General features: G+C 67.7%; 26 protein-coding genes. 12 read left to right on the top strand and 14 right to left on the bottom strand.

What is annotated here, in order from left to right:
* Positions 1 to 63: 63 nt before the first annotated feature.
* Positions 64 to 1356 (top strand): serine hydroxymethyltransferase, encoded by a 1293-nt coding sequence (gene glyA / locus DYZ02_RS03205; RefSeq protein ID WP_115686350.1) that lies wholly within the window; start codon positions 64 to 66, stop codon positions 1354 to 1356.
* Here glyA and DYZ02_RS03200 read toward each other — a convergent pair.
* Positions 1353 to 1718 (bottom strand): DUF5997 family protein, encoded by a 366-nt coding sequence (locus DYZ02_RS03200; RefSeq protein WP_115686349.1) that lies wholly within the window; start codon positions 1716 to 1718, stop codon positions 1353 to 1355. The two genes, glyA and DYZ02_RS03200, sit on opposite strands and share 4 nt — an antisense overlap.
* Positions 1719 to 1741: 23 nt before the next feature.
* On the opposite strand from DYZ02_RS03200, the gene DYZ02_RS03195 reads away from it, so the two are divergent.
* From DYZ02_RS03195 to DYZ02_RS03185, 3 genes are all read left to right on the top strand, one after another.
* Positions 1742 to 2356 carry a LysR substrate-binding domain-containing protein gene (locus DYZ02_RS03195; protein WP_115684954.1) on the top strand — a complete coding sequence of 205 codons (615 nt, stop codon included), beginning with the start codon at positions 1742 to 1744 and terminating at the stop codon, positions 2354 to 2356.
* A 52-nt stretch (positions 2357 to 2408) separates the two neighbouring features.
* Positions 2409 to 2999 carry an LGFP repeat-containing protein gene (locus DYZ02_RS03190; RefSeq protein ID WP_115684953.1) on the top strand — a complete coding sequence of 197 codons (591 nt, stop codon included), beginning with the start codon at positions 2409 to 2411 and terminating at the stop codon, positions 2997 to 2999.
* Between the two features lie 86 nt (positions 3000 to 3085).
* Positions 3086 to 3628 (top strand): GNAT family N-acetyltransferase, encoded by a 543-nt coding sequence (locus DYZ02_RS03185; RefSeq protein ID WP_115684952.1) that lies wholly within the window; start codon positions 3086 to 3088, stop codon positions 3626 to 3628.
* 21 nt (positions 3629 to 3649) lie between these two features.
* Here the strand turns inward: DYZ02_RS03185 and DYZ02_RS03180 are convergent, their stop codons facing one another.
* The 5 genes from DYZ02_RS03180 to glpX form a co-directional block, all read right to left on the bottom strand.
* Positions 3650 to 5137, bottom strand: coding sequence for an MDR family MFS transporter (locus tag DYZ02_RS03180; protein ID WP_115686348.1), 1488 nt, complete (start codon positions 5135 to 5137; stop codon positions 3650 to 3652).
* Between the two features lie 50 nt (positions 5138 to 5187).
* Positions 5188 to 5814 carry a TetR/AcrR family transcriptional regulator gene (locus tag DYZ02_RS03175; protein ID WP_281268962.1) on the bottom strand — a complete coding sequence of 209 codons (627 nt, stop codon included), beginning with the start codon at positions 5812 to 5814 and terminating at the stop codon, positions 5188 to 5190.
* A gap of 45 nt (positions 5815 to 5859) precedes the next feature.
* Positions 5860 to 6378, bottom strand: a complete 519-nt coding sequence (locus DYZ02_RS03170) for a hypothetical protein (RefSeq protein ID WP_115684950.1) — start codon at positions 6376 to 6378, stop codon at positions 5860 to 5862.
* Positions 6379 to 6429: 51 nt separating this feature from the next.
* Positions 6430 to 7830: a class II fumarate hydratase gene (locus DYZ02_RS03165; protein ID WP_115684949.1), complete on the bottom strand. Its 1401-nt coding sequence runs from the start codon at positions 7828 to 7830 to the stop codon at positions 6430 to 6432.
* A gap of 107 nt (positions 7831 to 7937) precedes the next feature.
* Positions 7938 to 8948 (bottom strand): class II fructose-bisphosphatase, encoded by a 1011-nt coding sequence (gene glpX, locus DYZ02_RS03160; protein WP_115684948.1) that lies wholly within the window; start codon positions 8946 to 8948, stop codon positions 7938 to 7940.
* A 166-nt stretch (positions 8949 to 9114) separates the two neighbouring features.
* Here glpX and DYZ02_RS03155 point away from each other — a divergent pair, with 166 nt between their 5' ends.
* Positions 9115 to 9687, top strand: coding sequence for a DUF4245 domain-containing protein (locus DYZ02_RS03155; protein WP_115684947.1), 573 nt, complete (start codon positions 9115 to 9117; stop codon positions 9685 to 9687).
* Here DYZ02_RS03155 and DYZ02_RS03150 read toward each other — a convergent pair.
* Together DYZ02_RS03150 and xseA are read right to left on the bottom strand one after the other, a co-directional pair.
* The gene (locus tag DYZ02_RS03150; RefSeq protein WP_115684946.1) at positions 9684 to 9953 is read right to left on the bottom strand and encodes an exodeoxyribonuclease VII small subunit; all 270 of its coding nucleotides are present in this window, start codon (positions 9951 to 9953) and stop codon (positions 9684 to 9686) included. The genes DYZ02_RS03155 and DYZ02_RS03150 overlap by 4 nt on opposite strands.
* Before the next feature lie 33 nt (positions 9954 to 9986).
* Complete coding sequence (gene xseA, locus DYZ02_RS03145) at positions 9987 to 11243, bottom strand: exodeoxyribonuclease VII large subunit (protein WP_115684945.1); 1257 nt, start codon at positions 11241 to 11243, stop codon at positions 9987 to 9989.
* Positions 11244 to 11347: 104 nt separating this feature from the next.
* Here xseA and DYZ02_RS03140 point away from each other — a divergent pair, with 104 nt between their 5' ends.
* A complete protein-coding gene (locus tag DYZ02_RS03140) occupies positions 11348 to 12301 on the top strand; it encodes a 4-hydroxy-3-methylbut-2-enyl diphosphate reductase (RefSeq protein ID WP_115684944.1) in 954 nt (317 codons plus the stop codon).
* A gap of 17 nt (positions 12302 to 12318) precedes the next feature.
* On the opposite strand, the gene DYZ02_RS03135 is transcribed toward DYZ02_RS03140, so the two are convergent.
* The 3 genes from DYZ02_RS03135 to DYZ02_RS03125 are packed head-to-tail and all read right to left on the bottom strand — an operon-like array spanning position 12319 to position 15415.
* Positions 12319 to 12951: a DUF6542 domain-containing protein gene (locus DYZ02_RS03135; protein WP_181896879.1), complete on the bottom strand. Its 633-nt coding sequence runs from the start codon at positions 12949 to 12951 to the stop codon at positions 12319 to 12321.
* An 11-nt stretch (positions 12952 to 12962) separates the two neighbouring features.
* Positions 12963 to 14000, bottom strand: coding sequence for a DNA recombination protein RmuC (locus tag DYZ02_RS03130; protein WP_115686347.1), 1038 nt, complete (start codon positions 13998 to 14000; stop codon positions 12963 to 12965).
* A 29-nt stretch (positions 14001 to 14029) separates the two neighbouring features.
* Positions 14030 to 15415 carry an AI-2E family transporter gene (locus DYZ02_RS03125; protein WP_115684943.1) on the bottom strand — a complete coding sequence of 462 codons (1386 nt, stop codon included), beginning with the start codon at positions 15413 to 15415 and terminating at the stop codon, positions 14030 to 14032.
* Between the two features lie 78 nt (positions 15416 to 15493).
* On the opposite strand from DYZ02_RS03125, the gene ychF reads away from it, so the two are divergent.
* Entirely contained in the window at positions 15494 to 16582 is a 1089-nt protein-coding gene (gene ychF, locus DYZ02_RS03120; RefSeq protein WP_115684942.1) for a redox-regulated ATPase YchF, read from the top strand.
* 20 nt (positions 16583 to 16602) lie between these two features.
* Complete coding sequence (locus DYZ02_RS03115; RefSeq protein ID WP_484027123.1) at positions 16603 to 16839, top strand: recombinase family protein; 237 nt, start codon at positions 16603 to 16605, stop codon at positions 16837 to 16839.
* A gap of 422 nt (positions 16840 to 17261) precedes the next feature.
* On the opposite strand, the gene DYZ02_RS03100 is transcribed toward DYZ02_RS03115, so the two are convergent.
* Positions 17262 to 18746 (bottom strand): multicopper oxidase family protein, encoded by a 1485-nt coding sequence (locus tag DYZ02_RS03100; RefSeq protein ID WP_115684940.1) that lies wholly within the window; start codon positions 18744 to 18746, stop codon positions 17262 to 17264.
* Between the two features lie 71 nt (positions 18747 to 18817).
* Positions 18818 to 19393 (bottom strand): CueP family metal-binding protein, encoded by a 576-nt coding sequence (locus DYZ02_RS03095; protein WP_115684939.1) that lies wholly within the window; start codon positions 19391 to 19393, stop codon positions 18818 to 18820.
* Between the two features lie 402 nt (positions 19394 to 19795).
* Between DYZ02_RS03095 and DYZ02_RS03090 the strand changes: the two genes are divergently transcribed.
* The 3 genes from DYZ02_RS03090 to DYZ02_RS03080 all read left to right on the top strand — a co-directional run bounded on the left by DYZ02_RS03090 (position 19796) and on the right by DYZ02_RS03080 (position 22080).
* Positions 19796 to 20518, top strand: coding sequence for a response regulator transcription factor (locus DYZ02_RS03090; protein WP_085957613.1), 723 nt, complete (start codon positions 19796 to 19798; stop codon positions 20516 to 20518).
* Positions 20515 to 21642 (top strand): sensor histidine kinase, encoded by a 1128-nt coding sequence (locus DYZ02_RS03085; RefSeq protein WP_115684938.1) that lies wholly within the window; start codon positions 20515 to 20517, stop codon positions 21640 to 21642. Before DYZ02_RS03090 ends, DYZ02_RS03085 begins: the two co-directional genes overlap by 4 nt.
* 111 nt (positions 21643 to 21753) lie before the next feature.
* Positions 21754 to 22080: a heavy-metal-associated domain-containing protein gene (locus DYZ02_RS03080; protein ID WP_115684937.1), complete on the top strand. Its 327-nt coding sequence runs from the start codon at positions 21754 to 21756 to the stop codon at positions 22078 to 22080.
* Positions 22081 to 22086: 6 nt separating this feature from the next.
* Here the strand turns inward: DYZ02_RS03080 and DYZ02_RS11510 are convergent, their stop codons facing one another.
* The gene (locus DYZ02_RS11510; protein ID WP_245945598.1) at positions 22087 to 22332 is read right to left on the bottom strand and encodes a hypothetical protein; all 246 of its coding nucleotides are present in this window, start codon (positions 22330 to 22332) and stop codon (positions 22087 to 22089) included.
* On the opposite strand from DYZ02_RS11510, the gene DYZ02_RS03075 reads away from it, so the two are divergent.
* Positions 22258 to 24363: a copper-translocating P-type ATPase gene (locus tag DYZ02_RS03075; protein ID WP_245945596.1), complete on the top strand. Its 2106-nt coding sequence runs from the start codon at positions 22258 to 22260 to the stop codon at positions 24361 to 24363. The genes DYZ02_RS11510 and DYZ02_RS03075 overlap by 75 nt on opposite strands.
* Positions 24364 to 24394 lie beyond the last annotated feature (31 nt).

The following is a 24394-nucleotide window of genomic DNA, read 5'->3' as shown; positions in this document are numbered from 1 at the left end:
AGGTACTGCCCTTATTTTCGGGCGCAGCCAATGTCACGAACCCACGGAAAGGACCCGGTGCACGTGTCTGAAGACCTCCGCTACCAGGATCTCGCCTCCTTCGACCCCGAAGTCCACGAGGCCATCGTCAACGAGCTCGGCCGCCAGCGCAACACGCTGGAGATGATCGCCTCCGAGAACTTCGTCCCGCGCTCCGTCCTGCAGGCGCAGGGCTCTGTGTTCACGAACAAGTACGCGGAGGGCTACCCGGGCCGTCGCTACTACGGCGGGTGCGAGTTCGCCGACGTGGTGGAGGACCTGGCCCGCGAGCGCGCCAAGGAGGTCTTCGGCGCGCAGTACGCCAACGTGCAGCCGCACTCGGGCGCCCAGGCCAACGCCGCCGTCCTCATGGCGCTGGCGGAGCCGGGTGACACCATCCTCGGCCTCGACCTGGCCCACGGCGGCCACCTGACGCACGGCATGAAGATCAACTTCTCCGGCAAGCTCTACAACGTCGCCGCCTACCAGGTGGAGAAGGACACCCACACCATCGACATGGCCAAGCTGCGCGAGCAGGCCCGCGAGGTCAAGCCGAAGGTGATCATCGCCGGCTGGTCCGCCTACCCGCGCCAGGAGGACTTCGCCGAGTTCCGCTCCATCGCGGACGAGGTCGGCGCCTACCTGTGGGTCGACATGGCGCACTTCGCGGGCCTCGTCGCCGCGGGGCTGCACCCCTCCCCGGTGCCGCACGCTCACGTCGTGTCCTCCACCGTGCACAAGACGATCGGCGGGCCGCGCTCCGGCTTCATCCTCACCAACGACCTCGAGCTGCACAAGAAGCTCAACTCCGCGGTCTTCCCGGGCCAGCAGGGCGGCCCGCTCATGCACGTCATCGCGGCGAAGGCCACCGCCTTCAAGATCGCCGGCACCCCCGAGTTCAAGGATCGCCAGCAGCGCACCCTCGAGGGCGCGCGCATCCTCGCCGAGCGCCTCACCCAGGAGGATGCGAAGGCGGCGGGCATCGACGTCGTCTCCGGCGGCACCGACGTCCATCTCGTGCTCGTAGACCTGCGCGACTCCGACATGGACGGACAGCAGGCCGAGGACCTGCTGCACCGCGCGGGCATCACCGTCAACCGCAACGCCGTGCCCTTCGACCCGCGCCCGCCGAAGGTCACCTCCGGCCTGCGCATCGGCACCCCGGCCCTGGCTACCCGCGGTTTCGGCGCCGAGGACTTCCGCGAGGTCGCCGAGATCATCGCGGAGCTGCTGATCAAGGGCGAGGCCGCGGACGTCGAGGCGCTGCACGGGCGCGTCGACAAGCTCGCCGAGAAGTACCCCCTCTACCCCGACCTCGAAGACTGGAAGATGCTCTAGGCTTCGTCCCCGTCGACGGGCCCGCGCTCCTGAGCCAGGGTGGTGCGGGCCGTTCGCAGCCACTCGGGCTGGTCCGCCAGCAGCCCCCGGATCTCCTCCGTGGTCAGCGGCGCATCCATCCCGTTGGCCTTGAGCGCCGTGATGCTGATGCCCAGCTTCCGCGCGACCTCGGGGCGCGGGTGGGGCCCGTTGAGGCGCAGCTCCTGCAGCCACTGCGGCGGGTTCGCCTGCAGCTCGCGCAGCTCGGCGTGGGTGACGGCGCCCGCCTGGAACTCGGGCGGGGTGGCCGGGAGGTAGATGCCGAGCTTCTTCGCCGCGGTGGCGGGCTTCATTGCGGTGCCTGAGGGCTGCTGATCAGTCATGGCCATGACGGTAGCATTAACCCATGCTCAGGCTCTCCTTCGTCACAGGCACCGAACCCGGCAAGTGGCTGCGCCGCTACGAGGCGGGCACCTCGCACGGGCTCGCGGCGAGCGGCTCCGATGACCCCCTCGCCGAGCTCGCCGCCGGGGAGGCCGACCTCGCGCTCGCCCGCCTCCCCGACGACAGGGTGGGAAGCGGCCACCACGTCGTGAGGCTTTATGACGAAAGCCCCGGCGTCGCCGTGCCCAAGAATTCCGTCTACGCCGAGGTTGGGGAGGCGGTGCGCCGCGACGACCTGGAGGGGGAGATCGTCAACTTCACCTACACACCGGGCATGACCGCCGAGAAGGCGGAGCAGCTGCGCGGCGCCCTGCAGGTCGTCGCCGCGAACGTCGGTGTCGCCTACGCGCCCCGGCCGCTGCTGAAGGTGCTGTCCAAGAAGCAGGTGGTTCCCCTCGAGCTGCTCGACGCAGAGGCAGCGCCGACCACGATCGCGCTCGTGTGGGACAAGTCGGCCGATTCGGAGGCTATCCAGGACTTCGTCGGGGTGGCCAAGGGGCGCACCCTCAACTCCTCGCGCGTGGCCCGGCCCGCGGGGAAGGAGGCCGGGAAGAAAAGGCGCCGGAAGCGCCGCTAGGGAGTTTCCCGTAGGGTTGGGGGAAAGTGAAAGCTACATGAAAGGTGTAATCATGAACCTCAACAAGAAGCTCGCCGGCGCAGCCGCGGCCCTCGCTCTCGCCACCGGCCTTGTAGCCTGCTCCTCCGACGAGGGGTCCTCCTCTTCCTCCTCGACCTCGACGGTGGAGGACACCGCCACGGAGACGAGCGTGTCCACCACGACCTCCGCCAAGGAGTCCGACACGGCGGCTACCTCCACCGAGACCAGCGCCAAGGAGGGCGAGGGCGAGACCGTGGAGGTCACCACCGCCGACGGCGCCACCACGTTGGTCCCGCAGGGCGTCTCCGACGCGATGGAGGAGTACGGCGCCGACTGGGGCGAGCCCGTCTCCGTTGAGGAGACCGCCAACGGCTGGATCGTCGCCTACGACGCCGAGCACTACGTCACCTGGAACGAGAACACGGGTGGCGCGCCGACGTGGGGCGAGATCTCCAACAACTGGCTGACCAACGTCCGCGCGGACTCCTCGCTCGGCTTCCCGACGGCCCCCGAGGAGGAGCTCGCCGACGGCACCGGCTGGACCCAGGAGTTCGAGCACGGCACCATCGAGTGGGTTCGCGGGGCGGACGGCATCTTCACCGCCAACGTCACCCAGAAGTAACCCTCCACGCAGCTGATTCAGGGCCCCGAAAGGGGCCCTGAATTGCTCTGTTGCACGCCGTGGCGCGGGTGTGAAAAATAGGCCCCATGCCTCAGAACGGTTTCATGCTCCGTCCCATCCGCCCCGACGACTATCCGCAGGTCCGGGCTATTTACGAAATGGGCCTGAACTCCGGCCACGCCACCTACGAGACGGCCGGCCCGACCTGGGAAGAATTCACCGCGAAGAAGATCATGGAAACCGTCTTCGTCGCCGCCGACGCAGACGACGACGCGAAGATCCTCGGCTGGGTTTCCGCCGCAAAGGCATCCTCCCGCTCCGTTTTCCACGGGGTGGTCGAGGACTCCATCTACACCCACCCCGACGCCCGCGGCCGCGGCGTGTCCGGGGCGCTCCTGGACAAGCTCATCGAAACCTGTATCGAGCTGGACAAGTGGTCCATCCACTCGTGGATCTTCCCGGAGAACGAGGGCTCTGCGGGTCTGCACATCTCCCGCGGCTTCCAGAAGGTGGGCACCTTCCACCACATGGCGAAGATGACCTACGGCGACATGGAGGGGGAGTGGCGCGACACCGACATTTACGAGCTGCTGCTGCCCAAGCCGGAGGAGAAGCGCCAGCGCCCCTAGCGCCCCGGGTTGGCGCGGAGATCAGCCCACGGTCTCCTGCAGCGGATCCTCCTGCACCGGCAGGAGGAGGACCAGCGCCACGATCGCCAGCGGCAGGATCAGCAGGAAGATCGGGGTCAGCCCGTCGTTGTAGCTGGACAGCACGACCTCACGCAGGGAGTCGGGAAGCTGGCTCACGGCCGCCGGGGTGAGCGACTGGCGCGCGGAGCCCGAGGTGAAGGCCTCCGCGTAGGGCGCGGCCTGCGGGCCCATCGCGGCGAGCGCCGCGGGGAGGCGATCCTGCAGGTTCTGCGTCATGTTGTGCACGAACAGCGAGCCGATGAGCGAGGCGCCCACGGCGCCGCCGATCTGGCGGAAGAAGTTGTTCGCCGCGGTCGCCGTGCCGACGACGGAGAGCGGGAAGGAGTTCTGGACGATGAGCACGAGTACCTGCATGACCAGGCCCAGCCCGAAGCCGAAGACGAACATGTAGAGGCCGAGGGTGGTCAGCGGGGTGGTCACCTCCAGGCCGGAGAAGAGCCACAGCGCGAAGGCGGTGATGGCCATGCCGACGATGGGGAAGACCTTGTAGCGCCCGCTGCGGGAGATGAGGAAGCCGACGCCGACGCCGGTGCCCAGCATGCCGATGACCATGGGCAGCATCATCAGGCCCGCCTCGGTGGGGGTGAGCTCGTGGACCATCTGCAGGTAGGTGGGCAGGTAGCCGAGGCTGCCCATCATCGCGATGCCCAGCACGAGGCCCGCGACCGTGGTGAGCGCCATGTTCCGGTTGCGGAACAGCGTCATCGGGATGAGCGGGTTGGTGGCGCGCAGCTCGACCACGACGAAGAGGGCGGCGGAGGTGACGGCCGCGGCGATCAGCGCGAGGATCGTGGGGGAGGTCCACTCGTACTGGGTGCCGCCCCACGTCGTGGTGAGGATGAGCGTCGAGGTGGAGATCACCATGAACAGGGTGCCCAGCCAGTCGAAGTTCAGGCCCTCGGTCGAGCCCCTGCGCAGCTTCAGGACGGCCGCGGAGATCGACATGGCGATAAGCGCGAGCGGGATGTTCATCCACAGCCCCCAGCGCCAGCCCGGTCCGTCGGTGAACCAGCCGCCGAGCACGGGGCCGAGCACGGAGGAGACGCCGAAGACGGCACCCATTGCTCCCATGTACTTGCCGCGTTCGCGGGCGGGCACCACCTCGGCGATGATCGCCTGGGAGGTGACCATCATGCCGCCGGCGCCGAAGCCCTGGATCGCGCGGCCGATGATGAGCAGCGTCATGGTGTGCGCGAACCCGCCCATCGTCGAGCCGACGAGGAAGAAGGCGATGCCCGTGATGTAGAGCCACTTGCGGCCGAGCCCGTCGCCGAGCTTGCCGAAGATCGGCAGGGCGATGGTCATGGTGACCAGGAAGGATGAGATGACCCAGCTCATGTGGTCGACGCCGCCGAGCTCGCCGACGATGGTGGGCAGGGCGGTGGAGAAGATCATCTGCCCGAGCGAGCTCATGAGCATGGTGGTCATGAGTGCGGTGAAGATGAGGCCGATGTGCGGCCCCTGCGAGGTCTTGGTTTCTACCACTTAAGCTCCTTTGCCAGGTCGGTGTGAAGCTGCGCGGCGGTACGCAGCGGTTCGATTCCGGGTCCCCCGTGAGCGGGGAAGTCCGGGTTGCTGAGGTACATGGCCACGGAGACGTAGAAGAAGTTGACGATGGCGTTGACCTCGAGGCTCACGGGGGCGTCGGCAAGCTTGCGGTCCTCGGGGAAGAGGGTCAGGTGCTTCTCGACGGCCCGCCCGAGCCGCGTCAGTGTCTCGCTCTTCCTCTCGTAGGCCGCCCCGGCGAGCTGGGGGTGCTGCCGGAGGATGGCGCGGCGGCGCAGCAGGAGCTCCCTGCTGAGCACGTCAGGCACGACCTCGATGTTGGAGAACACGAGGTCGAGGACGTTGTCTGAGGGGGTGGTGGCGATCGCCTCGAGGGCGGTGTCGGTCAGTTCGAAGGGGAAGGACCCCAGGACGGCCTCGTCCTTGGAGTCCATGTAGTTGAAAAAGGTGCGCCGGGAGATGTCGGCGGCTTCGCAGATGTCCTCGACGGTGACGTTTTCGAAGCCCTTGGCCTCGACGAGCTCCATCGCCTTGTCAACTATGCGCCGCCGCGTCTCGCGCCGCTTTCGTTCGCGTGATCCGCAGCATTCGTTTTGCACAGAGTGCGAGATTACACCCAGTGCAACAATTTGCCAATCGGGCCTCTACTGCTGCCCTTCGTCCAGCGAGAGCGACCCCTCCACCAGCGCGTTTCCGCCGTCCTCGCGACGCAGCTCGACGACGCCCGGCTCCGCTTCCTCCAGGGTCCACGCGCCCCCGGCGGCGGGGCATTTCTTCTGCAGCGGCTGCGCCGACCACTGCCCGTCTTCTCCGCGGCGCAGCAGCTCGGTACAGCCGTCGTTGAGGTGGGTCAGCGTCGCGCTGCGCGGGGCCAGCGTGAGCACAGCGTTCCAGCCGGACTCGCCCGCCCGGCCCGCCGAGAACAGCCAGCCGGTGTAGGTGCCCGGCGTCGGCCCCGCCCCGCCGTCCGCCGGGGTGCCGGGCTGGGCGGTGACCGTGACCACCTGGGGGATGGCGCTGCGCTGATCGGCGGGGCGCGACAGGGTCCAGACGGCCGCGGCCAGCGCGGCGAGGGAGGCGACGACGAGGACGGCGACGGCACCGACGGTCCACGGGCGCGTGGAGCCGCCCGCGGCGCGCAGCTCGGTAAAGGAATCGGCCATGAGAAAACCCCCAGTCGGTGAAGAATTGGGGGCTTATCTTAGCGAGGCCGCTTAGTTGCGGTCGGTGTTGGCCATGCTCAGGACGTCGAGGCGGCGGTCCAGCTCCTCCTCGGTGAGCTTCTCGCCGTCGACGAAGCCGAGGTCGATGACCGTCTGGCGGATCGTCTTGCCCTCGGCGAGCGCGGTCTTGGCCACCTTGGCCGCGGCCTCGTAGCCGATCGCGGAGTTCAGCGGGGTCACGATGGACGGGGAGGACTCGGCCAGCTCCTTCATGCGCTCGACGTTCGGCTCGATGCCGTCGACGAGGCGGGTGGCGAACTGGCGGGCGGTGTTGGCCAGCAGGCGGGAGGACTCGAGCACGTTGCGGGCCATCACGGGGATGAACACGTTCAGCTCGAACTGGCCCTGGGTGCCAGCGAACGCCACGGCGGCGTCGTTGCCGATGACCTGGGCGGAGACCTGGGTGGCGGTCTCGCACAGCACCGGGTTGACCTTGCCCGGCATGATGGAGGAGCCCGGCTGCAGGTCCGGCAGGTGGATCTCGCCGAAGCCGGCGAGCGGGCCGGAGCCCATGAGGCGGATGTCGTTGGCGATCTTGTACAGGGACACCGCCACGGAGCGCATCGCGCCGGAGAACTCGACCAGGCCGTCGCGGTTGGCCTGCGCCTCGAAGTGGTTCGCCGCCTCGGAAAGGTGCTCGATGCCGGTGAGCTTGACCAGCTCCTCGGTCACCTTGCCGCCGAACTCGGCCGGGGTGTTGATGCCGGTGCCCACGGCGGTGCCGCCGATGGGCAGCTCGCCCAGGCGGGCCAGCACGCCCTCGACGCGCTGGATGCCCAGCTCGATCTGGCGGGCGTAGCCGGAGAACTCCTGGCCGAGGGTGACCGGGGTGGCGTCCATCAGGTGGGTGCGGCCGGACTTGACCACCTCGTGCCACTCGGTGGCCTTCTTGGACAGGGACTCGTGCAGGACCTTCAGGGCCGGGATGAGGTCGGTGGCGGCGGCCTCGGTGGCGGCGACGTGGGTGGCCGTCGGGAAGGTGTCGTTGGAGGACTGGCCCATGTTGACGTCGTCGTTCGGGTGGACCTCGACGCCGTTGGCCTTCGCGATGGACGCGATGACCTCGTTGGTGTTCATGTTGGAGGAGGTGCCGGAGCCGGTCTGGAAGACGTCGATGGGGAACTGGTCGTCGTGCTTGCCGTCGGCGATCTCCTTCGCCGCGGCGATGATGGCGTCCGCCTTCTCGGCGTCGAGCTTGCCCAGATCCTTGTTCACCTGCGCGCAGGCAGCCTTGAGCAGACCGAGGGCGCGGATTTGCTGGGACTCCAGGGGGCGGAAGGAGATGGGGAAGTTCTCCACCGCGCGCTGGGTCTGGGCGCGCCACAGGGCGTCGACGGGCACCTTGACCTCGCCCATCGTGTCGTGCTCGATGCGGTATTCCTGATCAGCCATGAATGTCTTTCCTTTGCGTGTAAATGTCCGGAAGCGGTTCGGGTATTGATTATGCCCCGTCGCGGTGCGGCGGGGCAGCGGGGCCGACAGAGTGGCGCCCTCGGTTCCTAGTCCGTCGGGTCGGAGTAGTCGATCACCGAGTAGGACTGCAGCTTGGCCAGCTGGTGGATGGACTCGATGTAGCGGACGGTGCCGGAGCGGGCGCGCATGACCAGCGAGCGGGTGGTGGCCCCGGTCTTGCGGTAGGACACACCGCGCAGCATGTCGCCGTTGGTCACGCCGGTGGCGGCGAAGTAGCAGTTGTCGGAGGAGACGAGGTCGTTGAGCCCGAGGACACGGTCGAGGTCGTGGCCGGCGGCGAGGACGGCCTCGCGCTCGGCGTCGGACTGGGGGGCGAGCTGGCCCTGGATCTCGCCGCCGAGGCACTTCATGGCGCAGGCGGTGATGACGCCCTCGGGGGTGCCGCCGATGCCCATCGCGATGTCGATGGAGTTGGTGTCCTGGGCGGCGGCGATCGCGCCGGCGACGTCGCCGTCGGCGATGAAGCGCACCTTCGCGCCGGCCTCGCGGATCTCGCGCACCAGCTGCTCGTGGCGCGGGCGGTCGAGGACGACGACGGTGACGTCGGCGGGCTTGACGCCCTTCGCCTTGGCCACGGCCTTGATGTTGTGTTCGACGGACGCGGTGATGTCGATGCTGCCGGCGGCCTCGGCGCCGACGGCGATCTTGTTCATGTAGAACGCGTCCTTCGGGTTGAACATCGTGCCGCGGTCGGCGGCGGCGATGACCGAGATGGCGTTCGGGCGGCCCTCGGCCATCAGGGTGGTGCCGTCGACGGGGTCCACGGCGATGTCGACCTGGGCGCCGGTGCCGTTGCCCACGTTCTCGCCGTTGAACAGCATCGGGGCCTCGTCCTTCTCGCCCTCGCCGATCACGATGATGCCGTCCATGTTGACGGAGTTGATCATCTTGCGCATCGCGTCGACGGCCGCGCCGTCGCCGGACTCCTTCATCCCGCGCCCGACCCAGCGGCCGGAAGCGAGCGCGGCGGCCTCTGTGACGCGCACCAGTTCCATCGCGAGGTTACGATCCGGGTACTCCGTAGACTTTTCCGTCATCGAAGGCAGCCTCCTGAGCTGTAAAAAGTTCGTTGCACGCCGCGCGGGCGGCGCGGGGGTGCCTGCGGGCACCCGCTTGACTCCATTCTTCCACCTTCGGGGACCCGGATTCGCTGGCCCCACCTACTAACGGGGGTGGGAGGCGGGGCGTGCCATACTGGTGCGCGTGGCAGGCGAGAATAAACCCCGCATTTTCCAGGACGGCCGGGACATGATGATCAACGTGGCGATCATCGTCGTCGCGATGCTCGTCGTCGTCGGTTTCACCGGCATGTGCTCCTTCAACCCCGGCGCCCCCGAGGACGGACCGGTGCAGAAGGTCGACGCGAAGGCCTTCCTCGACCTCGAGGCCCGCGCCGTCGACTTCCCGGTGCGCTACCCGGAGATGCCCGAGGGGTGGACGACGAACTCCGCGCGCCGCTCGGTGATCGGCGGCGCGCCCGCCCCCGTCGTCGGGTGGGTCACCCCGGAGCAGGGCTACATCCAGCTCACGCAGACGGGGGCAGCGCTTGACGACGCCATCGCGGGCGCCGACTCCTCACCCCGCTCCTTCGAGCGCTCCGTCGACGTCGGCGGCACCGAGGCCCGCGTCTACAGTTCCGGGGACGCCGAGGTGCGCGACGTCTGGGCCGTCGACGCCGGCGACGTCCGCTTGCTAATCACCGGGGCTGGCTCGGACGAGGAGCACAGCGCCGTGATCGCCCGCACGCTGGAGACGGCGCCGATCGCCCGCGGCTAGTCCGCGGCGGTGTCCGACTCCGGCGCGGCCTCGCCGATGGTCTCTTCGACGCGCTTGGCGGCGCCGTCGAGAAGCACCTCGCAGCGCTTGGCCAGCGCCTCGCCGCGCTCCCAGTAGGCGAGGGACTCGTCCAGGCTCATCTGGCCCAGCTCGAGGATCTTGACCGTCTCTACGAGCTCGTCGCGGGCCTGCTCGTAGGTCAGGGTGGACGGATCCGGCAGGGCGCTGTCGCCGCCGCGTCCGCTTCCGAAGGTGTTCTCGCTCATGCTTTTCGCTCCCGTTGGGTGTCGTCTGGTGGGTTAGTCGGCGGGCGTGGTGCCCATCGCGGCCGCGGTGATCGATCCGTCGCCCACGCGGACGCGCAGCTGCGAGCCGGGCGGGGACTGCTCGATGGACGTGACCACCTCGGGTCCGCTGCCGTCGCGCGGCAGCACCTGGACCACCGCGTAGCCGCGCGCGAGCGTGGCCGAGGGACCGAGCGCGGAGACGCGGGCGCGCAGCCCGTCGACGGCGGAGCGCTCCCGGCCCAGCAGGTAGGTCACGTCGCGGCGGATCATGGAGGCGGCCCGCTGGATCTCCTCCCGGCGCCTCTCGATCGGGGTCAGGGGGTTGGCCAGCACCGGGCGCGAGCGCACCGCGCGGACGGCGGCGCGTTCGCGCTCCACCCAGCCGCGCAAGGCCGCGTTCATGCGCGAGCGGGCCTCCTCCACGAGCGCGTACTCCTGGGCCACGTCGGGCACGACGCGCTTGGCGGCGTCGGTGGGGGTCGCGGCGCGCAGGTCCGCCACATTGTCCAACACCGGGTTGTCCGGCTCGTGGCCGATCGCCGAAACGACGGGAGTGGTGGCCGCCGCGACGGCGCGCTGCAGGGCCTCCTCCGAGAAGGGCAGGAGGTCTTCGACGCTGCCGCCGCCCCGCGCGATAATGATGACGTCGACAAGCGGGTCGGAGTCCAGCTCCTGGAGCGCGGCGATGACCTCGGGCACCGCGTTCGCGCCCTGCACCGCGGTGTTGCGCACCGCGAAGCGCACCGCAGGCCAGCGCTGCTGCGCCACCGAGAGCACGTCGCGCTCGGCGGCGGAGCCCTTGCCGGTGATGAGACCGACGGTGCGGGGAAGGTAGGGCAGGGGCTTCTTGCGGGAGGGGTCGAACAGCCCCTCCGCCGCGAGCTGCGCGCGCAGCCGCTCGATGCGGGCGAGCAGCTCGCCGACGCCGACGTGGCGGATGTCGGTCACCCACATGGAAAACGTCCCGCGGCCGGCGTAGAAGGCGGGCTTGCCGTGGATGACCACTCGGTCGCCGTCCTTGAGCGGCGTCGGCATCGAGCGCAGCAGGGAGGTGCTGGCGGTGAGCTGGACGCTGACCTGCTCCTGCGTGTCGCGCAGCGTGAGGTAGGACAACTTCCACGTCGGCTTCATGTTGACCTGCGTGAGCTGGCCCTCCACCCAGAGCCAGCCCAGCTTCTCGATCCAGCTCTTGACCGACTGGTTGAGTTTCGACACCGCCCACGGCGCCTCCGGGGTGCTGGCCGGCGCGGAGCCCTGCGATTGAGTCACGGAATAATGCCTGCCCTTTCTGAAACAGCCGGGGTTGCCGCAGCAAACATCCCCAGCATAGTGCTGCCTATCCTTTTAGACGGCGATTCGATACCCTTGGTTCCATGACTGATCAGGGTAAAAAAGTTCTTCTCGCCGCCCCGCGCGGCTACTGCGCCGGGGTGGATCGCGCGGTCGAGACCGTGGAAAAAGCCCTGGAGAAATACGGCGCGCCCGTCTACGTGCGCAAGGAGATCGTGCACAACAAGTACGTCGTGGAGACGCTGAAGGAACGCGGCGTCATCTTCGTCGAGGAGACCGACGAGGTCCCGGAGGGTGCCCACCTCGTGTTCTCCGCGCACGGCATCTCGCCGGCGGTGCGCGACTCCGCCGTGCAGCGCAACCTGCTCACCCTCGACGCGACGTGCCCCCTGGTGACCAAGGTGCACAACGAGGCGAAGCGCTTCGCCCGCGACGGCTACCACATCCTGCTCGTCGGCCATGAGGGCCACGAGGAGGTCGAGGGCACCGCGGGCGAGGCCCCCGAGGTGACCCACCTCGTCGACGGGGTGGACGGCGTGGACCGCCTGCCCGATTTCCCCGTGGACCAGAAGCTGGTCTGGCTCTCGCAGACGACGCTGTCGGTGGACGAGACCATGGAGATCGTCAACAAGCTGCACAAGCGCTACCCGAACCTGGAGAACCCGCCCAGCGACGACATCTGCTACGCCACCCAGAACCGCCAGGTGGCGGTCAAGGCGATCGCGCCGCAGGTGGAGCTGATGATCGTGGTCGGCTCCCAGAACTCCTCCAACTCCAAGCGCCTCGTCGAGGTCGCCCTGGAGGCGGGCGCGGATGACGCCCACCTGATCGACTACGCCCACCAGATCGACGAGGCGTGGCTCGAGGGCGTGAGCACCGTGGGCATCACCTCGGGCGCCTCGGTTCCCGAGATCCTCGTGCGCGAGGTGGTGGAGGCGCTCGCGGAGCGCGGCTTCACCGATGTCGACGAGGTGACCACCACGACCGAGACGATCACCTTCGCCCTGCCGCGCGACCTGCGTCCGGCGCGCACCTAGGGCGGCGGCCGCCCGGCCTATTCGCTGTACAGGTCGTCGCCGAGCGAGCGGCGGGGGCGGCGCGTGCGCTGCGCGCCCGTTTCGTTGCGGCGCCGCAGCAGCTCCTCCACCGTGACGGTGTTGGTGCGCTCGCGGGCCCGCCTGCTCTGGCGGTTCGTCCGCCGGTTGCTCGCCGCGGCGCGGGTGCGCTCGCGACGGTCCCTTCGCTCGAGTGCGGCGTTCTGCCGCTTGATCAGCGCGATGCGCAGGAAAGCGATCGCCAGGGAACCCGCCGTCACGGCCGCGAGGACGGGGAAGTACTCCACCGTGGGGTAAATGATGGCCAGCACCGAGGCCTTGGACACGCCCGGGCCCTCTGTTGTCGCGTTGCCGCGCGCGATGAACCAGCCCGCGACGAGGAGGCCGAGGACGAAGAGGATCGGCGCGCTCGCCACTGTGAGGTAGAGGCCCTTGGGGTTGACCAGGGTGGTCACCAGGAGCGTCGCCGCGGCGAAGAGTGCGAGGAAGGGCCAGCCGATCAGCCCGCCGTAGACGGAGAGCAGCACTCCCGTGAAGAGGGCGGCGAAGATGATGGCGATACCGGATCCGGTGGGAAGCCCGACGAACGTCGCGCGCTGAGCGTGGGAGGATCGGGGGGACAGGTGTGACACGGAGGGTCATTCTACCTTTCCGGGTCCGCGGCGTGGCGCGGCGCCGCGGTAACGCGGGGTGTTTCCGGCAGGCGCCCGCGGGTGGTGCGGGCGGGCACGCCCATCTCGTCGAGCCGGCGGGCGGTGACCATCACGCGCGAGTCCAGCGACGCGAGGGTGGCGTTGAAGGATTCGACCGCCTTCTCCAGCGAGGCGCCGAGGCGGTTGTAGTGCTCGCCCATGGTGGCCAGGCGCTGGTAGAGCTCCGCGCCGAGGCGCTGGATTTCCTTCGCTTTGTCGTTCATCGCCTCGTGGCGCCAGCCGAGGGCGACGGTGCGCAGCAGGGCGAACAGGCTGGTGGGCGTGGCGAGGACGACGTCGCGGGAGAAGGCGTAGTCGAGCAGCTCGGGGTCCAGCGCCAGGCCGGCGTCGAGGAAGGGGTCGGCGGGGACGAACATGACCACGAACTCGGGCGTGGGCTGGAAGGCCTCCACGTAGGGTTTGGCGGAGAGCGTGTCGACGTGCTGGCGCAGCAGGTGGGCGTGGCGGCGCAGGTAGGCCTGCTTCTCCTCCGGGTCGTCGGTGTTGAGGGCTTCCAGGTAGGAGGAGAACGGTACCTTCGCGTCGACGACGATGGCGCGGCCGCCGGAGAGGCGGATGACCATGTCCGGGCGGACGCGTGTGCCGTCGATAAGCGTGGTGGCCTGCGTGTCGAAGTCGCAGTGCTCGACCATGCCCCCGAGCTCGACCACGCGCTGCAGCTGGATCTCGCCCCAGCGGCCGCGCGTCTGCGGCGAGCGCAGGGCCGAGATGAGCTGGTCGGTGCGGTCCGTCAGCCGCGCCGAGGTGCGGGTGATGGCCTGGACCTGGCTGGCCAGGGCGGAGTAGGCGACGGCGCGGTCCTCGTCCATGTCATCGAGCTGGCCGGCGAGGCGCTCCAGGGCCCGGGTGATCGGGGCGGTGTCCGGCGGGGGAGCCGCCGCGGGCCGGCCGCGCAGCGCCAGCCAGGCAGCGGCGGCCCCCAGCGCGAGGCCGAGGATGAACACGGTGAGAGTGGCGACGGTGGACATGGCCAGCAGTGTGCCACACCCGCCGGACATCACGCGTCGAGGCCGTCCCGTTTATCGAACATGCGCACGATGCGCTGCGGGCGGGCCAGCCGGCGCAGCCTCTCGCTCTCCTTGAGGCGCTGCCACCCGCGGCTCGCCCCGGACGTGCGGGAGGGGGGAGTGTCGTCGCTGGGGACGGGCGCCGGGGCCCAGTCGCGGTCGCCGCGCCACTCCTTGCGCTCGTAGACCGACTCGCGCTCCTCCAGCTCCGCGATCGCCCGGCCCTCCGGCGTGGAAAAGGTCAGCTCCGCCGCCTTCTTCTCGCCCGCGTGCAGCCGGACCATGTCCAGCAGGTAGCGGTAGGTGACGGCGACCATCGCCGCGGCGGGGACCGCGAGGAACGCGCCGACCAGGCCGAACAGGCCGCCGCCGACGGTGACCGAGACGAGCACCACCACGGGGTGCAGGTTCATCGCGCGCGACTGCAGGATCGGGGAGAGCACGTTGCCCTCCAGCTGCTGCACGGCGATGACGATGGCGAAGACGATCAGCGCCTTGGTGAAGCCGAGGGAGACGAGCGCGACCAGCACCGCCAGGGTGCCGGCGACGACCGCGCCGACGATGGGGATGAAGCCGGCGAAGAAGGTAATCACGGCGAGGGTGAACGCCATGGGCACCCCGACGATGGCGATGCCCAGGCCGATGAAGATGGCGTCGACAAGCGAAACGAGCGCCTGGGCGCGGATGAAGCCGGACAGGGTGTTCCACGCGCGGGTGAGCAGCTCCGTGGCGTGCAGACCCGTGCGCCCGCCGGTGGCCGAGCGCAGCCAGGGAAGGAAGCGATGGCCGTCCTTGAGGAAGAAAAACGTCAGCACCAGCACCACCGTCAGCGTGACCGCGAGGCCCGCGGCGGTGCCGATCCCGGCGAACACGCCGCCGGCGATCGCGCCCGCCTGGTTCTGCAGCCACTGGGCGATCTCGTTGACGGCGTCGCTGAGGTCGTCCGGGTTGACGTTGAGCGGCGGGCCCTGCAGCCAGAGCTGCAGGCGCTGGATGCCCTCGAGCGCCTGCAGGTAGAGGATGTGCGAGTGGGCCGCGATGTCGGGGGCGATCAGCGAGCCCATGAAGCCCGCGAGCCCGAAGAAGGCGAGGATGGCGGTGATCGCGGCCAGCCCCGACGGGACGTGGTAGCGGCGCAGGGTGGTCGCGATGGGGGCGAGCACCGTGCACACGATGATGGCCAGCACCACCGGCAGGACGCCCGCCCAGAAGGCGCCGACGACCCGGCTCAGCCCGTAGAGGAAACCGGCGATGATGAGCACGCGCAGCGCGAACATGGCGGCCGACTTCAGCCACGTATTGATGACGACTCCGCGGTCGACCTGATCCTCGGCCGCCGGGGTGCGCGGTTGCTCGGGAGTGCTCACCCGCACCATCTTGCCCGATTCGGGCAGGCTTTGCGACGACCCCCTGACGCTGTCCCGCGTCCCGCCGGTGGGATAGGATTAGCGCCCGTGAGCCTTACTCTTGGAATCGTCGGTCTGCCCAACGTGGGGAAATCCACCCTCTTCAACGCCCTGACGCGCAACGACGTCCTGGCCGCGAACTACCCCTTCGCCACCATCGAGCCCAACGTGGGCCTCGTCGAGCTGCCGGACCCGCGGCTGTCCCGCCTGGCGGAGATCTTCAGCTCCGAGCGTATCCTGCCCGCCACGGTGTCCTTCGTGGACATCGCCGGAATCGTGAAGGGCGCGTCCGAGGGTGAGGGCATGGGCAACGCCTTCTTGGCCAACATCCGCGAGGCCGACGCGATCTGCCAGGTCGTGCGCGCCTTCTCCGATGACAACGTCATCCACGTCGACGGCAAGGTCGACCCGGCCAGCGACATCTCCGTGATCAACACCGAGCTGATCCTCGCGGACCTGCAGACGATCGAGAAGGCCCTGCCGCGCCTGGAGAAGGAGGCACGCAAGGACAAGGACATCGCCGCCACCGTCGCCGAGGCGAAGAAGGCCCAGGCCGTCCTGGAATCGGACCGCACCCTCTTCGCCGCCGCCAAGGCTGGAGACGTCGACCTCGCGCTGCTTCGCGAGCTGCACCTCATGACCGCCAAGCCCTTCCTCTACGTGTTCAACTCGGACGAGTCCGTGCTCACCGACGACGCCAAAAAGGACGAGCTGCGCGCCCTCGTCGCGCCGGCCGAGGCCGTGTTCCTCGACGCGCAGAGCGAGACCGACCTGCTCGAACTCGACGAGGAGGACGCAGCCGAGCTCCTCGCCGCCGTCGGCCAGGACGAGCCGGGCCTGCAGACCCTCGCCAAGGCCGGCTTCGAGACCCTCGGCCTGCAGACCTACCTCACCGCCGGACCCAAGGAGGCCCGCGCCTGGACGATCCACCAGGGCGACACCGCGCCCAAGGCCGCGAGGGTGATCCACTCCGACTTCGAGAAGGGCTTCATCAAGGCCGAGATCGTCGGCTTCTCCGACCTCGACGAGCTCGGCTCCATGGCCGAGGCGCGCGCCCACGGCAAGGTCCGCCAGGAGGGCAAGGACTACGTCATGGCGGACGGCGACGTGGTCGAGTTCAAGTTCAACGTAACCTAAGGCGAGCAAGTGCTAGTCGTGTGACAACATGTGCTGCTATTTACCTTCGCATCTCGCTCGATGCTGCCATGAACGGTCTTGCCATCGAGCGTCAGCGAGAAGACTGTAAAGCCATTGCAAAGCAGCGTGGCTGGACGGTCGTACACACCTATGTGGATCAGTCGATCTCGGTCTCTAAGAAAGACGTGGAACGTCCCGACTACGACGCGATGGTCGCTAGTCTTAAGCGAGGCGAGCTAGACGCGATTATTTGCTAGGACTTGGATCGTCTAACACGACAGCCCTCGCAGCTCCATCACCGGTGACAGGTAGACCCTCCTCCATCAGCGACGGGTCGGAGAAATCCAGCAGCGGGGCACGTTCCTTCTCGGCGTAGATAATTTCGGTTTGGCCTCCTGGTGAGTGGAACTGGAAGGTGCCCCCCGACGGCGACGGCGTTTCGCCGTCGCCTGAGGAACAGGCCCCCAGGGTCACGGCGGTGAGCACCGCGGCAACCGCGATGGCGGCTCTGCGGGGGTGTGCTCGGCATGGATTAGATCTCCATATTCCGGGGCGGTGGGGAAGAAGACGGTGTTCTGGTTGTCCCGGAAGACCACAACACCGAGGAAGGTCATCGTGCTGCCCGGTGGGTGGTCTGCAGCGACTCTGCCCACCTCGGCACTCAACCCTGCTGTGGGGGTTACTCGTAGCGAAGCGAGCTGAGCATCCCGGTTTCCATGTGATAGGCGTTATGGCAGTGAAATGCCCACTCACCGGGGTTGTCAGCAATCAGGTCGGCGATCATGGTTTCACCGTGGCGGAGAAGGACGGTGTCCTTGCGTAGCCCGCCGCTGCCGGGCAGCGCCCACGTGTGGCCGTGGATGTGCATTGGATGGGGCATCATGGTCCTGTTGCGTATGACCATCCGCAGGCGCTGGCTCTCCTGCACGGTCGCGGAGGAGGATTGGCCGTCGGTGAGAATGCTCCATTCATACGGCATCATCTGCCCGCCCAGGTCGATGCTGACTTCTCGGTCTGGTGTGCCCTCGGGCAGGAGTGCACGGTCTGCTGGCTTTAGGGAGGACAGAAGCAGTCCGGTGGACGACAACTCGGGGAAGTCGACATCGGGGCGGGGGGCCTGGCCGCCGGCGGTGCGGATGACGGCGAAGGCGCGGTCGTCCTTACCCACCGCCAAAGCCGTGAGCGGGAAGATGCCGTCGCCGAGGATGACCTCGACGTCGACACGCTCGCCCATCGACAGGTAGATCGATTCGGTCTCCCAGGGCTGGACAGGGAAGCCGTCGGTGTGGGTGACGGTCATGCGGTGACCACCGAGGGCCACCTTGAAGATGGTGTCACCGCCGGAGTTGATAAACCGCAGGCGGGCCTTGTCGCCCGGTCGAGCCTCGAAGGTCCGATGAGCACGGGGGATACGTCCGTTGATGAGGTAGTGCGGATACATCACATCGCCGGCATCCCCGCCCAGTACCCGGTCCGGGGTGCCGTGCATCATCTGGCCGTGACCTCCCATTCCCATCCTCCCGTTATGGTCGCCCGAACCCATTCCGGTGAGCTTGTCGAGCTCATCGTCGGGAGTGCCCTGAATGCCATCGACCCAGTCGTCGAGCACGATGGTCCACTCGACGTCCTGATCCTCAGCGTCGTCCGGGTCGCGGACGATCAGAGGGGCGTGCAGACCCCGGTCGAGTTGTAGGCCGCTGTGGGAGTGGTAGAAGTAGGTGCCACCGTGGGGGACTTCAAAAACATAGGAGAAAGACTCGCCAGGTTCAATGGGGTCCTGGGTCATGCCGGGCACACCGTCGGCTGCGTTGTGGAGTGCGATGCCATGCCAGTGGATGGAGGTGCTCTCAGGCAGTTCATTGGTGATATCGACCTGGAGGACGTCGCCGGCGGTGGTTTCGATGGCAGGCTCACCGGTCTCGGCACTGTACCCCCAGGTTTTCGCCTCGATACCGCCGATATCGATCGACATGGGCCGCGCGGTCAGCGTCTTGCGGACGGAAGGCGCGGGAAGATTCGGGGGAGTCGGGTAGGAGGATGACGACGAGGAGGACGCGGCAGGGGCCGAGGTGCTGTTGCCCTGTCCGCAGGCGGCCAGGGCGCCGGTGCCGGCGAGGACGAGCCCGCCGAGCAGAAACTGTCGTCGGGAAAACGCGTTCGTCATGATTTAACCTTTCTTGGTGCAAGATTTCAGTGACACGGGAGACAGGTGCAGGTGAGGATCCTGCTGAGCCATCACGTCAGGCGCAGGTCTGTGACACAGGTGGCACCGTCGTCGGTGGTGGAAAACTCGGTGACACCGGTGCGCCCCTGATGGGTGATCTCGATGGTGCCGGTGGCATCATCGGGAAGCCAGAAGCCAATAAACCCGTTGTCGAAGGTGGTTGTCGCCTCGTCCACCAGCACCTCACCGGTCGCCTCATCGGTAATCGTGACCTGGATATCCTCATTGTCGAGTTCCCCCAGGCAGGTCGTGAGGCTGTGGTAGAAGCAGTCGTGGGTGGAGGTGAGATAGGGTGCGATCGAGACATACGTCTGATTGTCGGGAAGATCAACCACGACTTCCTGGTCATCGCTCGAGAGCAGCAGTTCATTGGCACGCACGGAGGCGATCAGATCCGTGGGACGCTCAGTGACCTTCTGCCGGTCGAGGTGATCAATGATCTCCACCGCGTCCATGCCGGCCAGGCCATGGGTAGTCAGGAATGTGTCCTGGGACACCGTCCCGTCGGCCGTGGGTTCCGGGTCGGCGGCCGAACACCCCGTGAGGGCGAGGGCAAGGGCGGCGGCTGCGATCGCTGCTCGTTTCACGTCAATCTCCTTGGATCGTGGTAAGGCCATAAGAAGACACCGCCTCAAGGTCGATGCCATACCTTTATCTAGCACGGGTGCCTGACGGACTAGAATTCAAAAACCCTGCTCATAGCCTTATAACAGGGCGAAAAGGGGGGTGAATTCGGTGGGCTGGGTCACCACCGGAACACCACCCCACAGCCGTGGGCGATGTCCTTCTACCCGCCCCGGGTATGCGGTGCAGGCAGTGAATTCCCTGGTGGCGCATGCTGAACCGACGAGGGGAGGCGATGCCGCCGGCCCGGGGTGGGCACAGGGGTGACGGCGGTCGAAGGGTGATGTTTGAAGATTTGATGAAGATTTCCCGCCGGGCACTGAGTGAGGCTGGTATTCCCCCTGGCCGGAGTGATACTGGGGTCTATGGCTGACCGCACACCGACCACCGCCACGCCCCCGGGGCGGGTGCTGGTCGTCGATGATGAACAACCCCTGGCTCAGATGGTGGCCTCCTACCTCATCCGGGCTGGCTTCGATACCCGCCAGGCGTACACCGGCACCCAGGCCGTGGACGAGGCCCGTCGCTTTTCACCCGATGTTGTGGTGCTGGATCTGGGCCTGCCTGAACTCGACGGCCTGGAGGTGTGCCGGCGGATCCGCACCTTCTCGGACTGCTACATCCTCATGCTCACCGCGCGTGGCAGCGAGGACGACAAGATCAGCGGTTTGACCCTGGGGGCGGATGACTACATCACCAAACCTTTTAGCATCCGGGAACTGGTGACCCGGGTGCATGCGGTGCTGCGCCGCCCGCGCACCAGCACCACCCCACCGCAGGTGACCACCCCCTTGATCGTTGGTGACCTCATCCTTGACCCCGTCGCCCATCAGGTGCGGGTGGGGGAGACGACCGTGGAGCTCACCCGCACGGAGTTCGAGCTGCTGGTTGCCCTGGCCCTGCGCCCCGGCCAGGTGCTGACCCGCCACGACCTGGTCACCGAGGTCTGGGACACCACCTGGGTCGGTGATGAACGCATCGTCGATGTCCACATCGGCAACTTGCGTCGCAAGCTCGGCACCGACACCCGGGGCCGGGGGTTGATCGACACCGTGCGTGGCGTGGGCTACCGGGTGGGGCAGCCATGAATCACGGACCCGGCCTGACCTTCCGCTTCCTGGCCGCCCAGGTGTTGGTCGTGGTGATTAGCCTGCTGGTGGCCGCGGCCGTGGCCACGATGGTGGGCCCGACCCTGTTCCATGATCATATGTTGATGACCGGCCGGAAGGACCCCTCGCTGGAGCTGTTCCATGCCGAGCAGGCCTACCGGGACGCCAACCTGATCACCCTGGCCGTCGCCCTGCCCACTGCCTTGATCAGCGCCCTACTGGCCAGCCTGTGGTTATCGCGTCGTCTGCGCACCCCCCTGCAGGATCTCACCCGGGCCGCTACCAGCCTGGCGGCCGGTAACTCCCGTATCCGCGTGCCCGCCGGAGCAGCAGGCCCCGAGGTCGCCACTCTGGCGCATGCCTTCAACACCATGGCCGACCGGCTGGAACACACCGAACAGGTCCGCCGTCAGATGCTCTCTGATCTGGCCCACGAAATGGGCACCCCCTTATCGGTGCTCACGGTCTACCTCGATGGTCTCCAGGACGGGGTCGTGGACTGGAATAATGCCAACCACACGATCATGGCTGACCAACTCACCCGCCTGACCCGGTTGATGGAAGACATTGACGATGTCTCCCGGGCCCAGGAACACCGGATCGACTTGGACCTGGCAGAGGAAGGGCTCGGGGATCTGCTCCATACCGCCGCTGCTGCCACGGGGGAAGCTTATGCTGACAAAGGCGTCGATTTACAGGTCGAGACCATTACGGACACCGCCCGGGTGGTCGTGGACCGGCAACGCTTCGGCCAGGTGATGAGCAATCTCCTGTCGAACGCGCTACGGCACACCCCGGCCGGCGGGCAGGTCCGGATCAGCGTCCACCGACAGGGGGCGTCCACCGCGCTCATCCACGTCGCCGATGACGGCGAGGGCATCCCACCTGGCCAGCTCGGACACATCTTCGAACGCTTCTACCGGGGGGATGCCGCCCGCAGCCGGGACAACGGCGGGGCCGGTATCGGTCTGACCATCTCCAAGGCATTGGTCGAGGCCCACGGCGGCACTCTCACCGCCACTTCCCCCGGACCCGGTCGCGGAGCGGTGTTTGCCCTCCGCCTCCCGCTGTCCCCTCCCGACAGTGAGGAGGCTGCTCGGTGACCACACCCTGCCCCGCGTGAGGGCCGTGCCCTCCACCCCTTGAAAATGTACCCCCGGGGGGTATACGCTAGCGAGCGTTACCGCATCCCACCGACCCATAGGAGCTTTCCCATGATCAACCCCCCACCCCACCTCTTGCCGATGGCCTCCCACGGCTGCAGCTGTTGCGAACCTGCCTCACGTGCCGACACCGTCTCCATCCCTGCCGCCAGCGACTCGTCAGCAGGAGGATCCTCCCCGAGCTACCAGGTCACCGGCCTGACCTGCGGGCACTGCGCGAAAAGCGTGACCCAGGCCCTTCAGGCCCTCCCCCAGGTCGACGACGTCCAGATTGATCTCGCTGCTGGTGGTGTTTCCACCGTCACGGTCACCGGTGTCGTACCTCCGGAGATGGTTCGCCGGGCCATCGAAGAGGCCGGCTACACCGTCTTATCCTGATCAGTTTTACCCATCATCTCGACCCCGACCGGGTTGAGCGGAAGGAACCTCATGAGCACTCCCCACCATTCCGGTGATCACCATGGTGATCACCCCGCTCCGGAAACAGACCACACCCACCACCCGCATCATGCCAGCCACGAACACCACGCAGATGCCGACACCCACGGCCAGGCGATGCCCCACGATCACCCGCACTCCGCCATGGACGAAGACCACCACGTTCATGGTCACGGCGAACACGCCGGACACAGCACCGCAATGTTTCGGGACCGCTTCTGGTGGTCGCTGATTCTGTCCATTCCCGTCGTTATTTTCAGCCCCATGGTCGCCCAGCTGCTCGGCTACCACCTCCCGGCATTCCCCGGATCCACCTGGATCCCCCCGGTGCTGGGCACGATCATCTTCGTCTACGGCGGAACGCCTTTCCTCAAGGGCGGATGGAACGAACTGAAATCCCGCCAACCCGGGATGATGCTCCTGATCGCCATGGCCATCACCGTGGCGTTTGTCGCCTCCTGGGTCACCACTCTGGGGCTGGGCGATCTTGACCTGGACTTCTGGTGGGAGCTGGCCCTGCTGGTGACCATCATGCTGCTGGGCCACTGGCTGGAGATGCGTGCTCTCGGGGCCGCGTCCTCCGCGCTTGACGCGCTGGCTGCCCTGCTGCCGGATGAGGCCGAGAAAGTCATCGACGGGACCACCCGCACCGTGTCCATCTCCGAGCTGGCCGTCGACGACGTCGTGCTGGTGAGGGCCGGTGCCCGGGTGCCGGCCGACGGAACCATCCTCGACGGAGCCGCCGAATTCGATGAGGCGATGATCACCGGCGAATCCCGTCCCGTCTTCCGCGACACCGGTGACAAGGTGGTCGCCGGTACTGTGGCCACCGACAACACCGTCCGCATCCGGGTGGAGGCTACCGGCGGGGACACCGCCCTGGCCGGGATCCAACGCTTGGTTGCCGACGCCCAGGAGTCCTCCTCACGGGCCCAGGCCCTGGCGGATCGGGCGGCGGCGTTGTTGTTCTGGTTCGCGCTGATCTCCGCTCTGATCACCGCGGTGGTGTGGACCATCATCGGCAGTCCGGACGATGCCGTGGCGCGCACGGTCACGGTACTGGTCATCGCCTGCCCGCACGCCCTGGGCCTGGCGATTCCGCTGGTCATTGCGATCTCCACCGAGCGGGCCGCGAAATCCGGGGTGCTCATCAAGGACCGAATGGCGCTCGAGCGGATGCGCACCATCGACGTGATGCTCTTCGACAAAACCGGCACCCTGACCGAGGGGGCGCACGCGGTCACCGGTGTCGCGGCAGCTGACGGCGTCACCGAGGGCGAGCTGCTGGCCCTGGCCGCCGCCGCGGAGGCCGACAGCGAGCACCCCGTGGCCCGCGCCATCGTGGCGGCCGCGGCCGCCCATCCCGAGGCCTCCCGTCGGCAAATCCGTGCAACTGGTTTCAGCGCCGCCTCCGGCCGGGGGGTCCGGGCCACTGTCGATGGCGCTGAGATCCTCGTGGGCGGGCCGAACATGCTGCGCGAGCTCAACCTCACCACCCCGGCCGAGCTCACCGACACCACCAGCGCCTGGACCGGGCGTGGGGCCGGTGTGCTCCATATTGTCCGCGACGGTCAGATCATCGGTGCGGTGGCCGTCGAGGACAAGATCCGCCCCGAATCCCGCGCCGCCGTGAAAGCCCTGCAGGACCGCGGGGTGAAGGTCGCGATGATCACCGGTGACGCGCAGCAGGTGGCCCAGGCGGTTGGCCAGGACCTGGGGATCGATGAGGTCTTCGCCGAGGTCCTGCCCCAGGACAAGGACACCAAGGTCACCCAGTTACAGGAGCGTGGCCTGAGCGTGGCCATGGTCGGCGACGGTGTCAACGACGCCCCCGCTCTGACCCGCGCGGAGGTCGGTATCGCCATCGGGGCCGGCACGGATGTGGCCATGGAATCCGCCGGAGTGGTCCTGGCCAGTGATGACCCGCGGGCAGTGCTGTCGATGATTGAGCTCTCGCAGGCCAGCTACCGCAAGATGATCCAGAACCTCATCTGGGCCTCTGGCTACAACATCCTCGCCGTGCCGCTGGCCGCCGGCGTGCTCGCCCCGATCGGGTTCGTGCTGTCCCCGGCCGTGGGCGCGATCTTGATGTCTGCCTCGACCATCGTGGTGGCCCTGAACGCCCAGCTGTTGCGCCGCATTGATTTGGATCCGGCCCACCTGGCTCCGACCGACGGGAAGGAGGAGAAGGCTGCTGTGAGCTCTGCAGCCCCCGTCCGCTGACTTTCAATCCTTCATCGACTCCCCCATACAC

This window comes from Corynebacterium senegalense, from assembly GCF_900411315.1.
Classification (GTDB): Bacteria; Actinomycetota; Actinomycetes; order Mycobacteriales; family Mycobacteriaceae; genus Corynebacterium; species Corynebacterium senegalense.
Note: the sequence above shows the minus strand (reverse complement) of the source record. Positions and strands in the feature narration are given on the sequence as shown.